Source organism: Enterobacter sp. 198, from assembly GCF_009025585.1.
Lineage (GTDB): Bacteria > Pseudomonadota > Gammaproteobacteria > Enterobacterales > Enterobacteriaceae > Enterobacter > Enterobacter ludwigii.
Genome location: NZ_WCIM01000014.1, coordinates 43,485 through 58,166, shown reverse-complemented (window position 1 = coordinate 58,166; position 14,682 = coordinate 43,485). Strand labels below are relative to the sequence as shown.

At 55.0% G+C, this 14,682-nt stretch carries 17 protein-coding genes; 12 read left to right on the top strand and 5 right to left on the bottom strand.

The features are described from left to right. Positions 1-33: 33 nt before the first annotated feature. Complete coding sequence (locus F8561_RS06375) at positions 34-636, bottom strand: peroxiredoxin (protein ID WP_014168840.1); 603 nt, start codon at positions 634-636, stop codon at positions 34-36. A gap of 127 nt (positions 637-763) precedes the next feature. After that, the gene (acpH, locus tag F8561_RS06370) at positions 764-1,345 is read right to left on the bottom strand and encodes an ACP phosphodiesterase (RefSeq protein ID WP_138013545.1); all 582 of its coding nucleotides are present in this window, start codon (positions 1,343-1,345) and stop codon (positions 764-766) included. Positions 1,346-1,437: 92 nt separating this feature from the next. Here acpH and queA point away from each other — a divergent pair, with 92 nt between their 5' ends. The 7 genes from queA (at position 1,438) to F8561_RS06335 (ending at position 8,104) form a co-directional block, all read left to right on the top strand. Then, on the top strand, positions 1,438-2,508 hold the full coding sequence (queA, locus tag F8561_RS06365; RefSeq protein ID WP_032677507.1) for a tRNA preQ1(34) S-adenosylmethionine ribosyltransferase-isomerase QueA: 1,071 nt from the start codon (positions 1,438-1,440) through the stop codon (positions 2,506-2,508). 53 nt (positions 2,509-2,561) lie between these two features. Continuing rightward, entirely contained in the window at positions 2,562-3,689 is a 1,128-nt protein-coding gene (tgt, locus tag F8561_RS06360; RefSeq protein WP_020885227.1) for a tRNA guanosine(34) transglycosylase Tgt, read from the top strand. A 22-nt stretch (positions 3,690-3,711) separates the two neighbouring features. Further along, entirely contained in the window at positions 3,712-4,044 is a 333-nt protein-coding gene (yajC, locus tag F8561_RS06355; protein ID WP_000007630.1) for a preprotein translocase subunit YajC, read from the top strand. Positions 4,045-4,071: 27 nt separating this feature from the next. Then, entirely contained in the window at positions 4,072-5,919 is a 1,848-nt protein-coding gene (secD, locus tag F8561_RS06350) for a protein translocase subunit SecD (RefSeq protein WP_014168844.1), read from the top strand. 10 nt (positions 5,920-5,929) lie between these two features. Beyond that, the gene (gene secF / locus F8561_RS06345; protein WP_020885225.1) at positions 5,930-6,901 is read left to right on the top strand and encodes a protein translocase subunit SecF; all 972 of its coding nucleotides are present in this window, start codon (positions 5,930-5,932) and stop codon (positions 6,899-6,901) included. Positions 6,902-7,043: 142 nt separating this feature from the next. Next, entirely contained in the window at positions 7,044-7,409 is a 366-nt protein-coding gene (locus F8561_RS06340) for a VOC family protein (RefSeq protein WP_020885224.1), read from the top strand. Between the two features lie 14 nt (positions 7,410-7,423). After that, complete coding sequence (locus F8561_RS06335; protein WP_014168847.1) at positions 7,424-8,104, top strand: helix-turn-helix transcriptional regulator; 681 nt, start codon at positions 7,424-7,426, stop codon at positions 8,102-8,104. A gap of 48 nt (positions 8,105-8,152) precedes the next feature. On the opposite strand, the gene F8561_RS06330 is transcribed toward F8561_RS06335, so the two are convergent. Both F8561_RS06330 and F8561_RS06325 read right to left on the bottom strand, forming a co-directional pair. Next, positions 8,153-9,037: a nucleoside-specific channel-forming protein Tsx gene (locus F8561_RS06330; RefSeq protein ID WP_151887245.1), complete on the bottom strand. Its 885-nt coding sequence runs from the start codon at positions 9,035-9,037 to the stop codon at positions 8,153-8,155. A gap of 266 nt (positions 9,038-9,303) precedes the next feature. Beyond that, a complete protein-coding gene (locus F8561_RS06325; protein WP_149376869.1) occupies positions 9,304-9,843 on the bottom strand; it encodes a DUF3251 domain-containing protein in 540 nt (179 codons plus the stop codon). 152 nt (positions 9,844-9,995) lie between these two features. Between F8561_RS06325 and nrdR the strand changes: the two genes are divergently transcribed. From nrdR to thiL, 5 genes are all read left to right on the top strand, one after another. Then, positions 9,996-10,445 carry a transcriptional regulator NrdR gene (gene nrdR, locus F8561_RS06320; RefSeq protein WP_008503337.1) on the top strand — a complete coding sequence of 150 codons (450 nt, stop codon included), beginning with the start codon at positions 9,996-9,998 and terminating at the stop codon, positions 10,443-10,445. Positions 10,446-10,449: 4 nt separating this feature from the next. Beyond that, positions 10,450-11,553 carry a bifunctional diaminohydroxyphosphoribosylaminopyrimidine deaminase/5-amino-6-(5-phosphoribosylamino)uracil reductase RibD gene (gene ribD, locus F8561_RS06315; protein ID WP_134178853.1) on the top strand — a complete coding sequence of 368 codons (1,104 nt, stop codon included), beginning with the start codon at positions 10,450-10,452 and terminating at the stop codon, positions 11,551-11,553. A gap of 87 nt (positions 11,554-11,640) precedes the next feature. Next, positions 11,641-12,111: a 6,7-dimethyl-8-ribityllumazine synthase gene (ribE, locus tag F8561_RS06310; RefSeq protein ID WP_006176874.1), complete on the top strand. Its 471-nt coding sequence runs from the start codon at positions 11,641-11,643 to the stop codon at positions 12,109-12,111. A 21-nt stretch (positions 12,112-12,132) separates the two neighbouring features. Further along, on the top strand, positions 12,133-12,552 hold the full coding sequence (gene nusB / locus F8561_RS06305; RefSeq protein WP_006809908.1) for a transcription antitermination factor NusB: 420 nt from the start codon (positions 12,133-12,135) through the stop codon (positions 12,550-12,552). A gap of 78 nt (positions 12,553-12,630) precedes the next feature. Then, entirely contained in the window at positions 12,631-13,602 is a 972-nt protein-coding gene (thiL, locus tag F8561_RS06300; RefSeq protein ID WP_032677510.1) for a thiamine-phosphate kinase, read from the top strand. An 81-nt stretch (positions 13,603-13,683) separates the two neighbouring features. Here the strand turns inward: thiL and F8561_RS06295 are convergent, their stop codons facing one another. Then, positions 13,684-14,658 carry an aldo/keto reductase gene (locus tag F8561_RS06295; RefSeq protein ID WP_151887244.1) on the bottom strand — a complete coding sequence of 325 codons (975 nt, stop codon included), beginning with the start codon at positions 14,656-14,658 and terminating at the stop codon, positions 13,684-13,686. Positions 14,659-14,682: the final 24 nt, after the last annotated feature.

Below are 14,682 nucleotides of genomic sequence, written 5' to 3'. Positions count from 1 at the left end.
GCTGATGCGGGCCTTTTCCGTAAACCGTGCCGATTACAGGCTGGATACGTTCTCAGACAGGTATTTAGCAACGCCGTCCGGAGACGCGTTCATACCTTCTTTACCTTTTTCCCACTGAGCCGGGCACACTTCACCGTGCTCTTCGTGGAACTGCAGCGCGTCAACCATGCGCAGCATTTCGTCGATGTTACGACCCAGTGGCAGATCGTTAACAACCTGGTGACGAACGATGCCGTTTGCGTCGATCAGGAAAGAACCGCGCAGTGCAACGCCAGCGTCCGGATGTTCGATACCGTAAGCCTGCTGGATTTCGCGTTTGATGTCCGCAACCATTGCGTATTTCACCGCACCGATGCCGCCTTTGTCGACAGGGGTGTTACGCCATGCGTTGTGTACAAATTCAGAGTCGAAGGAGACGCCTACAACTTCTACGCCACGCTTCTGGAATTCTTCGTAACGTTTGTCGAATGCGATCAGCTCAGACGGGCAAACGAAAGTGAAGTCCATTGGCCAGAAGAACAGAACGGTCGCTTTACCGTTGGTGTGCTGTTTGAAGTTGAAGTTTTCAACGATTTCACCGTTGCCCAGAACTGCTGCAGCTGTAAAATCCGGAGCCGGACGAGTTACCAGAACCATGTGATTCTCCTGTAGATACTAAGGTTATTTGGAACGCAACGCCGCCCAGTATAGAGAGTGTTCATTGATAAGACAAAGAGGCGCTAACAATCGTTCAGCAAGCTTTCACCTATCAATGGCATTTCTGTTATAGCTGTTTGTTTTTCGCCTGGGTCATCATACGCGGGTAGAACTGCCAGAACCGCGTCTCCAGCGCCTCGTAGTGGGTGTCCAGGTCATGCCAGGAGTCGCGCAGCGCGTCGAGTCGCGGTCGGCGACTCGCCATCCCGTTTAACACATTCTGTATAAAGTCCATCTCGCGATAGCGCTCAAGCCAGCGTTCTGACCAGAGATAGTTATTCAGATTCACAAAGCGCGGCGGCGAGTCCGGCAAAATAATGGACACCTGCTGGTGGGCATAACGCACGAACGCGTTAAGGGGCATCTCGGGAGAGAGTGTTTCCCAGTGCCGCGAGAGGAAATGGTCCCACATCACATCGAGCGTGATTGGCGCGACGCGCCGCGTTTCAGGGCGGAACCACGCTTTGGCTTCCTGGACTTCCGGCAGGTTATCGGTCAGCACGTCGATACGGCGATGCATAAAAATCCCGTCGACAACCTCTGCGGAGTACGCGTCGGCGGGATTACCGCGCACGAAATCGGCCAGCAGATTGCCGGAAAGAGAGCTGTCAGCGAGATGAGCAAGATGCAGGTGAGCGAGAAAATTCATGCGTTTTATTTGTCCAGGGGCGGCTAGTTGTTGCAGCAAAAGGGTGTGAGCACTAGACTATGCCGCCTGTTTTTAAGTCACGAGTATACGTCATGCGCGTCGCCGATTTCTCCTTTGAACTACCTGAATCCCTGATTGCTCACTACCCAATGCCTGAGCGCAGTAGCTGTCGTTTGCTGTCACTGGATGGGCCGACGGGCGAGCTGACGCACGGTACTTTCACCGATTTGCTCGACAAGCTCAACCCTGGCGATCTGCTGGTCTTTAACAATACCCGCGTGATCCCGGCGCGTCTGTTTGGCCGTAAAGCCAGCGGCGGCAAGATTGAAGTGCTGGTCGAACGTATGCTTGATGATAAACGTATTCTGGCACATATTCGCGCCTCTAAAGCGCCGAAGCCGGGTGCAGAGCTGCTGCTTGGCGATGATGAGAGCATCCGTGCAACCATGACCGCGCGTCACGATGCGTTGTTTGAGGTGGCGTTCAATGACGAGCGCACGGTGCTCGACATCCTGAATGCGATCGGCCATATGCCGCTGCCCCCTTACATCGAGCGCCCGGATGAAGAGGCTGACCGCGAGCTGTACCAGACCGTTTACAGCCAGAAGCCTGGCGCGGTCGCCGCGCCGACGGCGGGCCTGCATTTTGATGAACCGCTGCTGGAAAAATTGCGCGCGAAAGGTATCGAGATGGCCTTCGTGACCCTGCATGTCGGGGCGGGTACGTTCCAGCCGGTGCGCGTGGACAGCATCGAAGACCACATCATGCACTCCGAATATGCCGAAGTGCCGCAAGAGGTGGTGGATGCCGTTCTGGCCGCCAAAGCACGCGGTAACCGCGTTGTGGCAGTGGGCACCACGTCGGTACGCTCCCTTGAGAGCGCCGCGCAGGCCGCCAAAAATGACCTGATTGAGCCTTTCTTTGGCGATACGCAGATCTTTATCTACCCGGGCTATCAGTACAACGTGATTGATGCCCTGGTAACCAACTTCCATCTGCCTGAATCAACGCTGATTATGCTGGTGTCCGCTTTTGCGGGTTATCAGCACACTATGGCGGCGTACAAGTCTGCGGTAGAACAAAAATATCGCTTTTTTAGCTACGGGGACGCGATGTTTATCACGTACAATCCGCAGGCTTTGAATGAGCGTGTCGGGGAATAAGTCCGCGGCACCGTTTTACAACGTTGGACTGTTTTTCTGACGTCGGAGAAAAAATGAAATTTGAACTCGATACCACCGATGGTCGCGCACGTCGCGGCCGCCTGGTGTTTGATCGCGGCGTGGTGGAAACCCCCGCGTTTATGCCTGTGGGCACCTACGGCACCGTAAAAGGGATGACGCCGGAAGAAGTGGAAGCCACTGGCGCACAGATTATCCTCGGCAATACCTTCCACCTGTGGCTGCGTCCTGGTCAGGAGATCATGAAGCTGCACGGCGATTTGCATGACTTCATGCAGTGGAAAGGCCCGATCCTGACCGACTCCGGTGGTTTCCAGGTCTTCAGCCTGGGCGACATCCGTAAGATCACCGAGCAGGGCGTACACTTCCGTAACCCGATCAACGGCGATCCGATTTTCCTCGATCCTGAAAAGTCTATGGAGATTCAGTACGATCTCGGCTCTGATATCGTGATGATCTTCGACGAATGTACGCCATACCCGGCCGACTGGGATTACGCGAAACGCTCCATGGAGATGTCGTTGCGCTGGGCGAAGCGTAGCCGTGACCGCTTTGACTCCCTGCAGAACAAAAATGCGCTGTTCGGTATTATCCAGGGCAGCGTTTACGAAGATTTACGCGATATCTCTGTTAAAGGTCTGGTAGAGATAGGTTTTGATGGCTACGCTGTCGGCGGTTTGGCTGTGGGTGAACCGAAGGAAGACATGCATCGCATTCTGGAGCATGTCTGCCCGCAAATCCCGGCAGATAAACCCCGTTACCTGATGGGTGTGGGTAAACCTGAGGACCTGGTTGAAGGTGTGCGCCGCGGCATTGATATGTTCGACTGCGTTATGCCAACCCGCAACGCGCGTAACGGTCATCTGTTTGTGACCGATGGCGTGGTGAAAATCCGTAACGCGAAGCATAAGAGTGACACCAGCCCGCTCGATTCCGAGTGCGATTGCTACACCTGTCGCAATTATTCTCGCGCGTACCTGCATCATCTTGATCGTTGCAATGAGATTTTGGGCGCGCGTCTCAATACCATTCATAATCTTCGTTATTATCAGCGCTTAATGGCTGGTTTACGCAAGGCTATTGAAGAGGGTAAATTAGAGAGCTTCGTGACCGATTTTTACCAACGTCAGGGTCGAACCGTTCCACCTTTGAACGTTGATTAATTTTAATAATGAGGGAATTTGAATGAGCTTTTTTATTTCTGATGCGGTAGCGGCAACAGGTGCTCCGGCGCAGGGCAGCCCGATGTCTCTGATTCTGATGCTGGTTGTGTTCGGTCTGATCTTCTACTTCATGATCCTGCGCCCACAGCAGAAGCGTACCAAAGAGCACAAAAAGCTGATGGACTCCATTGCCAAAGGTGATGAAGTGCTGACCAACGGTGGTCTGGTCGGTCGCGTAACCAAAGTGGCTGAAAGTGGCTACATTGCTATTGCCCTGAACGACACCACTGAAGTGGTTATCAAACGTGACTTCGTAGCTGCCGTTCTGCCGAAAGGCACCATGAAGGCGCTGTAATCCCAACTTTTCCCAAAGGGAACTGCCGTGTTAAACCGTTATCCTTTGTGGAAGTACATCATGCTGGTCGCCGTGATTCTCGTCGGCCTGCTGTACGCGCTTCCCAACCTGTATGGTGAGGATCCGGCTGTTCAAATCACTGGCGCGCGCGGTGTCGCCGCCAGTGAGCAAACGCTGATCCAGGTCCAGAAATCGTTACAAGAAGAAAAAATTACCGCTAAGTCTGTGGCTCTGGAAGAGGGCGCAATTCTTGCTCGCTTCGACACCACCGACACGCAGCTCCGCGCTCGCGAAGTGCTGATGGGCGTGCTAGGTGATAAATACGTCGTGGCGCTTAACCTTGCTCCTGCAACCCCGCGTTGGCTGGCTGCGTTGAATGCAGAGCCAATGAAACTCGGTCTTGACCTGCGTGGCGGTGTTCACTTCCTGATGGAAGTGGATATGGATACCGCGCTCGGCAAACTGCAGGAACAAAACATCGACAGCCTGCGCAGCGATCTGCGCGAAAAAGGCATCGCTTACACTACCGTTCGTAAAGAAGATAACTACGGTATGAGCATCACGTTCCGCGACAGCGCGGCGCGCGATCAGGCTGTAGATTACCTGACTCAACGTCACCGTGACCTCGTGATCACCTCTCAGGGCAGCAACCAGCTGCGCGCGGTGATGACCGATGCTCGCCTGAAAGAAGCCCGTGAATACGCCGTTCAGCAGAACATCAATATTCTGCGTAACCGTGTAAACCAGCTGGGTGTTGCTGAGCCACTGGTACAGCGTCAGGGTGCTGACCGTATCGTGGTGGAACTCCCGGGGATTCAGGACACGGCACGTGCGAAAGAGATTCTGGGGGCAACTGCCACGCTGGAATTCCGTCTGGTTAACTCCAACGTCGATCAGTCCGCTGCCGCCGCTGGCCGTATTCCGGGCGATTCGGAAGTGAAACAGACCCGCGAAGGTCAGCCAGTTGTGCTGTACAAACGCGTGATCCTGACCGGTGACCACATCACCGACTCCACATCCAGCCAGGACGAATACAACCAGCCGCAGGTTAACATCTCGCTGGATAGCGCGGGTGGTAACATCATGTCTAACTTCACCAAGGACAACATCGGTAAACCGATGGCAACCCTGTTCGTGGAGTACAAAGACAGCGGTAAGAAAGACGCAAACGGCCGCGCGGTGCTGGTGAAAGAGGAAGAGGTGATTAACATCGCCAACATCCAGTCTCGTCTGGGTAACAGCTTCCGCATTACCGGTATCAACAACCCGAACGAAGCGCGTCAGCTTTCGCTGCTGCTGCGTGCCGGTGCGCTGATTGCACCAATTCAGATTGTTGAAGAACGTACCATTGGTCCAACGCTGGGGATGCAAAACATCAAGCAGGGTCTGGAAGCGTGTCTGGCCGGTCTGGTGGTCTCCATCCTCTTCATGATCTTCTTCTATAAGAAGTTTGGTCTGATTGCGACAAGCGCACTGGTTGCGAACCTGGTGCTGATTATCGGCATCATGTCTCTGCTGCCGGGGGCGACGCTGACCATGCCGGGGATTGCCGGTATCGTCTTAACCCTTGCGGTGGCGGTCGACGCCAACGTACTGATAAACGAACGTATCAAAGAAGAGTTAAGCAACGGTCGCTCTGTTCAGCAGGCGATTGACGAAGGCTACAAAGGGGCATTCAGCTCCATCTTCGATGCGAACGTAACAACACTGATTAAGGTTCTTATCCTGTATGCAGTGGGGACTGGCGCTATCAAAGGCTTTGCGATCACCACCGGTATCGGTGTTGCAACGTCAATGTTTACCGCTATTGTCGGCACCCGTGCCATCGTGAACCTGCTGTATGGCGGCAAGCGCGTCAAAAAGCTGTCTATCTGAGGAGTGCGTTGTGGCACAGGAATATACTGTTGAACAATTGAACCACGGCCGTAAAGTCTGGGACTTTATGCGCTGGGACTACTGGGCTTTCGGCATTTCAGGTTTACTGCTGATCCTCTCCCTTATCGTGATGGGCGTGAAAGGCTTTAACTGGGGTCTTGATTTCACCGGTGGTACGGTAATTGAGATCTCCCTGGAAAAACCGGTCGATATGGACCAGATGCGCCAGTCTCTGCAGAAAGCGGGCTTTGAAGAGCCGTTGCTGCAGAACTTCGGCAGCAGCCGTGACATCATGGTGCGTATGCCGCCGGTGCACGATGCGAACGGCAGCCAGGAGCTGGGCAGCAAGGTTGTTAACGTGGTTAACGAAACAACCAACCAGCATGCGACGGTTAAGCGTATCGAGTTCGTCGGGCCAAGCGTAGGTGCTGACCTGGCGCAAACCGGTGCGATGGCGCTGCTGGTGGCTCTGATCTCCATTCTGGTGTACGTCGGTTTCCGCTTTGAGTGGCGACTGGCGGCGGGTGTGGTTATCGCCCTGGCGCACGACGTGGTGATCACCATGGGCATACTGTCTCTGTTCCACATTGAGATTGACCTGACAATCGTGGCATCCCTGATGTCCGTTATCGGTTACTCACTGAACGACAGTATCGTGGTATCTGACCGTATTCGTGAAAACTTCCGTAAGATCCGTCGCGGTACGCCGTACGAAATCTTTAACGTGTCGTTGACCCAGACGCTGCACCGTACGTTGATCACATCCGGAACCACCTTGATGGTGATCCTGATGCTGTTCCTCTTCGGTGGCCCGGTACTGGAAGGCTTCTCGCTGACCATGCTGATCGGTGTCTCTATCGGTACGGCTTCGTCTATCTACGTCGCCTCCGCACTGGCACTGAAACTTGGCATGAAGCGCGAGCACCTGCTCCAGCAGAAAGTCGAGAAAGAAGGGGCGGATCAGCCGTCTATTCTGCCGTAAGACGACGTGTCGTTCGTTCCCGAAATCCCGGTCTGTTGACCGGGATTTTTTTTATCTGCTCCTGCCAAACACTCCTGACAGTATGCTGTCAGGAGCCCTGTCGTAGACTCTTTTCGAACCCAAACAACAGGCAGGAGGATGTATGAAGAGTGTAATTAACTGGTTTGAAATTCCGGTCGCCGATATGGATCGCGCTATCAAATTTTATGAGCCCGTGATGCAGGTACAGCTGAGACGAGAGAAAATGGATGTGGCTGAGTTAGCCGTTTTCCCGCATGACGATCCGGCCACCGGCGGCGCGCTGGCAAAATTTGAGGGCATTACACCGTCCGTACAGGGCGCTATTATTTACCTGCATACTGACAACCTGGCGGCAACGCTCGATCGCATCGCGTCTGCGGGTGGCGAGTGCGTGTTTGGCCCGCTGGAATTGCCGCGTGGCATTGGCACCATAGCCTTGTTTACCGACAGCGAAGGTAATCGCGTCGGCCTCCATCAACCTGCCTGAGAGCTGAATACGATATGACCCGACGCGCTGACCGTTTGTTTCAGATTGTGCAGATCCTGAGAGGCAGGCGTCTGACAACGGCAGCGCATCTGGCGGACAGGTTGAGCGTATCGGAACGGACCGTATACCGTGATATCCGCGACCTGTCGCTTTCCGGCGTGCCGGTGGAAGGGGAGGCGGGAAGCGGCTATCGGCTGATGTCGGGTTTTGACTTACCTCCGCTGATGCTGACGAACAAAGAATCTGAAGCGCTGATGGTCGCCATCCGTCTGCTGAAAACCTGGGGGGGCGACTCGCTCTCGCGTGAGCTTGAGTCGGCGCAGGAGAAGGTACTGGCGATCCTGCCCGAGGAGAGCCGACGTAAGGCGGAGCAGACGCGAATATATGCGCCGGATATTGCGCTTCAGCCGCATTCGCGCAGCGACTTTGATGTTATTCATCAGGCTATTTCTGCCCAGTGCGTACTGGCGCTGCATTATCGTGATGAAGCCGGGCATCTGACATGGCGCGACATTCAGCCGCTGGGGCTGTTCTTCTGGGGAGAGCATTGGCTGCTGGCCGCGTGGTGTGAACGGCGTGATGACTACCGCTGCTTCCGGCTCGACAGGTGTCTGAATATTACGCTCACGCAGAGGCGTTTTAGCGAAAGCGCGGAGCGATCGCTGGCGGATTTTCTGCGTAAGGTGAAGCAATAAAAAAGCCAGCATATCAGCTGGCTTTGTCCGTTTTTGCCTTCTTTCACATCAGAAGTTGTAACCGACAACCAGGTAACCACCCCAGCCGGTAGAACGTACGCTGAAGTCGCCATTGCCGAAGTTCAGGCTTGCGTCATCGTTCCACTGACCGCCGTTATGCCAGTAACGCGCAACAACGGAGTAGTGCCAGTGATCGTAGTTCAGCGCCAGGATGTGGCTGGAGGCGATGGAGTCGTTGGTACGCGCTTTCTTACCGTTCAGATCACGGAAGTCGTTGTCGCCCAGGTCTGAACCCCAGTCAAAGTTGGTGAAACCGATATAGCTCAGGTTACCGCCCCACAGCTGGGTAATTGGTACAAAGTATTTCACTTTGAAACGGTAGCCATCCCACTCGTTTTCGTTCGCGGCACCGTAGTTCTGCCACTGGTATTTCGCATAGACGTTCAGGGACAGGCTCATTGGCAGACCGGTATCGATGTCGGTACCCAGACCCATATACCAGGTGCTCTGACGACCGGACGCGTTACGGCCCATGTCGTAGATGTAGTTGTTCGAGAAGTACCACTCTTTGAATGGACCAAACGCCAGGCTGGTGCCCGTCAGCTTATCAATGGAGAAGCGGGGTTCGATCTCCATGAACAGGGGGGAACCGTGGTTCCAGATACCTTTCGCATCGGTGTTACCGCCGAAGAAGACCGGCGCATCCATATAGCCGTAGAAATCGAACCAGTCTTTCTTGGCGAAGGCTTCGTACTCCAGGTAGGTATCGTTGCGGATCTGTGGTCCGAAACGGGTGTGATAGCTGCCGACCACGTTAACGCTCTGGTGCCACCAGTCGGAGAGGTATTGTGGTTTATCGTTTTCCGCTGCGTTAACAGTGAAAGTGGAGGAGAGTGCCAGCACGGCGCCAGCCGCTAGTAATGTTTTTTTCATAATCATGCCACTGATTGAAATTCCCTTCCGGGAGTGAAAAATGCGCGAATTGCGTTTCTAAATATTTCGTGTTTCTGCGGAGCCTATTATAGGAATCCTTGCTCACAAAAATATGTGTTGTTTCACATATCTCTCACACGCGTAATCGATTGCGTTCACGTTTGCGTACTTTAAACGGCGGGGATTGTAGCGGCAATGATTTCTGTTGCCAATCTTTGCGGATTGTAAATGTTAGCGGAGTGACATTGCACTCCGCTGAAAGGGGATTACTGCGCGGCGGGCTGGATATCGTGAATGCGGATGAAACCTAACTGATCCGGCGTAAGTCCGTTCAGCTGGATCGGAATGTCAACATCGCTCGGGGCCAGCACGCTGGCGGGAGCGGTGAACAGCTGGCTCTTCACGTTCACTTCCTGATAGTTCTCGGTGGTGCCCTGAATCTGCCCCCACTCGACGGTGCCGCTAAAGGCTGGCAGAGGATCGTTGGATTCCCCCTGAATGCGTAATGTTGCGCGAGTACCATCCGCATTGGCTGCCACGTTAACCAACGACATTTTCAGCGTGCCAATCTGGCTGCTAAGGCGCGCCGGGGTGTTAGACCCGGGCAGCAGATAAACCCCGCTGCTGGATTTGGCATTCAGCGCGTTTTGCTGGGTGATCTTCACGGTTTCTTTGTTCAGTTTGTCCATCGCGGTATTGAGCGTATTCACGCTTTGTTTCATTTGACGGACTTCGGTTTGCTGTGCACAGGCGCTAAGGGTAAACAGACTCCCCACCAGCAATATTTTCAGGTAACGTCTTGTCATTGCGTTTATTTCCTTGAAATAACGGATCTCCGTAATGGTAGCCAGCATCACATCAACAGGCATAGATCCTTTGTCTCAAAAAGCTCTTCCTTTGTTGTCAGGCCAGATCAGGGTAAAATGAAAATCAGTTAACCACATAACAGGGATACCGTATGCATTGCCCATTCTGCTCCGCTGTGGATACCAAAGTTATCGACTCTCGCCTTGTGGGCGAAGGGTCTTCCGTACGCCGCCGCCGGCAATGTCTGGTGTGCAACGAGCGTTTCACGACCTTTGAGGTTGCAGAGCTGGTAATGCCGCGCGTGGTAAAAAGTAACGACGTGCGTGAGCCGTTTAACGAAGAGAAACTGCGCAGCGGGATGCTCAAGGCGCTGGAAAAACGCCCTGTCAGTGCAGATGACGTCGAAATGGCGTTAAACCACATAAAATCGTACCTTCGTGGTTTGGGTGAGCGCGAGGTGCCAAGCAAGATGATTGGCAACCTGGTGATGGAGCAACTGAAAAAGCTCGATAAGGTCGCCTATATCCGCTTCGCCTCTGTGTACCGCAGTTTCGAAGATATCAAAGAGTTTGGCGAAGAGATCGCCCGCTTACAGGATTAAGCTCATGCAGGATGAGATTTACATGGCGCGAGCCATGAAGCTGGCGCAGCGCGGTCGTTTTACCACCCATCCCAACCCTAACGTCGGGTGCGTCATTGTCAACGATGGCGAGATCGTGGGCGAAGGGTTTCACTACCGTGCCGGTGAGCCCCATGCCGAAGTTCATGCCCTGCGCATGGCCGGCGAAAAGGCGCGCGGTGCAACGGCCTACGTGACGCTGGAACCCTGCAGCCACCACGGCCGTACCCCGCCGTGCTGCGAAGCACTCATTGCGGCGGGTGTCGCGCGCGTTGTCGCGGCGATGCAGGATCCCAATCCGCAGGTTGCCGGACGCGGCCTGTATCGACTGCAGCAGGAAGGAGTTGATGTCAGTCACGGTCTGATGATGCAGGATGCAGAAGCGATCAACAAAGGCTTCCTGAAGCGCATGCGCACCGGGTTCCCGTACATTCAGCTTAAGCTTGGGGCCTCACTGGATGGTCGTACGGCGATGGCGAACGGCGAGAGCCAGTGGATCACCTCTGCGCAGGCAAGGCGCGATGTGCAACGTCTGCGCGCGCAAAGCCATGCTATCCTCACCAGCAGTGAAACGGTTCTGGCTGATAATCCTGCCATGACCGTGCGCTGGGATGAACTGAATGCCGATACCCAGGCGTGCTACCCGCAGGAAAACCTGCGTCAGCCGCTGCGTATTGTCATCGATAGCCAGAATCGCATCACGCCTGCGCACCGCATCGTGCAACAGCCGGGCGAAACCTGGATTGCACGCACGCAGGACGATGCGCGTGAATGGCCGCAAGGCGTACGCAGCATCATGGTGCCAGAGCATAACGGGCACCTCGACTTAGTGGTGCTGATGATGCTGCTTGGTAAGCAACAGGTGAACAGTATCTGGGTAGAAGCGGGGCCGACGCTGGCCGGCGCGCTGCTGCAGGCCGGGCTGGTGGATGAGCTGATTGTCTACGTAGCACCTAAACTGTTGGGTACCGATGCGCGTGGTCTGTTTGTGCTGCCGGGTCTTGAAAAACTTGGCGATGCACCACAACTCAAATTTAGCGAGATTCGTCCGGTGGGCCCGGATGTCTGCCTCCATTTAACGCCAGCGTAATTGCTCCTGAAATAGGGAAGCAGTGCGCAAAGTATTATGATAAAATCCGCCCCCCTGCGGGGCCAAATGAACCCGTAAAGGAAGAGTATGAACATTATTGAAGCTGCTGTAGCTACCCCGGACGCTCGCGTCGCCATCACCATTGCGCGTTTCAACAACTTCATCAACGACAGCCTGCTGGAAGGTGCCATTGACGCCCTGAAACGTATCGGCCAGGTTAAAGATGACAACATTACCGTTGTTTGGGTTCCAGGTGCTTATGAACTGCCACTGGCAGCGGGCGCGCTGGCGAAAACCGGTAAATACGACGCGGTGATTGCGCTGGGTACCGTTATTCGTGGCGGCACTGCACACTTCGAATACGTTGCAGGCGGTGCAAGCAATGGTCTGGCACACGTTGCGCAGGATGCAGAAATTCCTGTCGCGTTTGGCGTGCTGACTACCGAAAGTATTGAACAAGCCATTGAGCGCGCTGGTACCAAAGCCGGTAACAAAGGTGCAGAAGCTGCACTGACCGCGCTTGAAATGATCAATGTGTTGAAAGCCATTAAGGCCTGATTTTTTTGTAAGGGGAATTCCGTGAAACCTGCTGCTCGTCGCCGCGCCCGTGAATGTGCCGTCCAGGCACTTTACTCCTGGCAGTTGTCCCAGAACGACATCGCTGATGTTGAATACCAGTTCCTGTCAGAACAGGACGTGAAAGACGTTGACGTTCTGTACTTCCGTGAACTGCTGTCGGGAGTGGCGACTAATAGCGCGTATCTCGATGGTCTGATGAAGCCATACCTGTCCCGTCTGCTCGAAGAGCTGGGTCAGGTTGAGAAAGCAGTGTTGCGTATCGCGCTGTTTGAGTTGTCTAAACGTGATGATGTGCCGTACAAAGTGGCCATCAACGAAGCGATCGAACTGGCGAAAACCTTCGGCGCTGAGGACAGCCATAAATTTGTAAACGGCGTGCTGGATAAAGCCGCACCTGCGATCCGTCCCCACAAAAAGTGATCCGCAAACCGGAGTTTTGCATTGCCTGCCGGGCAGTGCGGCTCCGGTTTTTTTATTTAATTTGCTGAGGCATAACGTATGGCATGCGGCGAATTCTCCCTGATTGCCCGTTATTTCGACCGTGTCAGAACCTCTCGTCTTGATGTTGAAACCGGCATTGGCGATGACTGCGCACTTCTCAATATTCCCGAAAAACAGACGCTGGCAATCAGCACCGACACCTTAGTGTGCGGACGTCATTTTTTACCTGATATCGATCCCGCCGATCTGGCGTATAAAGCGCTGGCGGTCAACGTAAGCGATTTAGCGGCCATGGGCGCCGATCCCGCGTGGCTGACGCTGGCGTTGACGCTGCCCGAGGTGGATGAAGACTGGCTTGAAGCCTTTAGCGATGCGCTGTTTGATCAGCTCAACTACTACGATATGCAGCTGATCGGCGGTGACACCACTGCCGGGCCGCTGTCGATGACGCTTGCGATCCACGGCTATGTCCCGCTGGGCCGGGCGCTTAAACGCTCGGGCGCAAAGCCGGGTGACTGGATCTACGTGACCGGCACGCCGGGCGACAGCGCCGCAGGGCTGGCGATCCTCCAGGACCGCTTACGCGTCAAGGATACCGACGATGCGGCATATCTGGTGAAACGCCATCTGCGCCCAACGCCGCGTATTTTGCACGGCCAGGCGCTGCGCGAGCGGGCAAGCTCGGCTATCGATCTCTCTGACGGGCTTATCTCCGATCTCGGCCATATTCTGAAGGCCAGCGGTGTGGGCGCGCGCGTAGATCTGGATCTGTTCCCACTGTCAGAGCCATTGCTTCGCCATGTGGAACCTGAGCAGGCTCTGCGCTGGGCGCTCTCCGGCGGCGAAGATTATGAGCTGTGCTTTACCGTACCGGAGCTGAACCGGGGAACGCTGGACGTGGCGCTAGCTCACCTTGGGGCGAAGTTTACCTGTATCGGACAGATTATGCCGGAAAGCGAAGGGCTGAAATTTGTGCGTGATGGCGCGCCGGTTACGCTTGACTGGAAGGGTTACGACCACTTTGCGTGATTCGTCTGCCGGGTAGCGCTGCGCTTACCCGGCCGAGGGGTTTTGTTCCCTCTCCTTTTGGGAGACGGGCAGGGCGAGGGCTTACTTAAACCCTACCACCGGATGCTGCTGGTACGGCGTTTCCAGCTCGGCGACTTGCTCAGGCGTCAGCGTTAAATCAACGGCACTCAACAACTCATCCAGCTGTTCTTCCCGCGATGTACCGATAATCGGTGCCGCGACTCCGCGTTTGCTCAGCAACCACGCCAGCGCTACCTGCGCACGCGTGGCACCGGTATCATCGGCAATCCCCGCTAAACGTTCGGCGATCAACGCATCGCTGGCTTCCGTACCTTCGTATAAGGTTTTACCGAACGCATCCGACACCGAGCGGGCAGTGGTCTCTCCCCATGGTCGGGTGAGGCGTCCGCGCGCCAGGGGACTCCATGGGATCACCGCTACACCTTCCTGATAGCAGAGCGGCAGCATCTCGCGCTCTTCTTCGCGATAGATAAGGTTGTAGTGATCCTGCATGGTGACAAACCGTGCCCAGCCATGCTGCGCCTGAAGGTCAAGCGCTGAGGCAAACTGCGAAGCGTGCATAGACGATGCGCCGATGTAACGTGCCTTCCCGGCCTTAACCACATCGTTAAGGGCTTCCAGCGTCTCTTCAATCGGCGTGTTGTAATCCCAGCGGTGGATCTGCAGCAGGTCGACATAATCCATATTCAGGCGCCGGAGGCTGTCATCAATGGATCGCAGGATTTGCCCACGGGAAAGGCCTTCAGGCAAATCACCCACCTGGTGATATACCTTGGTGGCGACGACCACATCGTCACGGCGGGCAAAATCGCGCAGGGCGCGGCCGACAATCTCTTCGCTGCTGCCGTCGGAGTAACTGTTGGCAGTATCAAAAAAGTTAATCCCGCCGTCGAGTGCGCGTTTGATGATAAGGCGGCTGCTCTCTTCCGGCAGCGTCCAGGCGTGATTTCCCCGGTCTGGCTCGCCAAAGGTCATGCATCCCAGGCAAAGTCGGGAAACCTGAAGGTCTGTTTTTCCTAATGTCGTGTATTGCATGGTTCCGCTCCTGCTTTTTTAAAC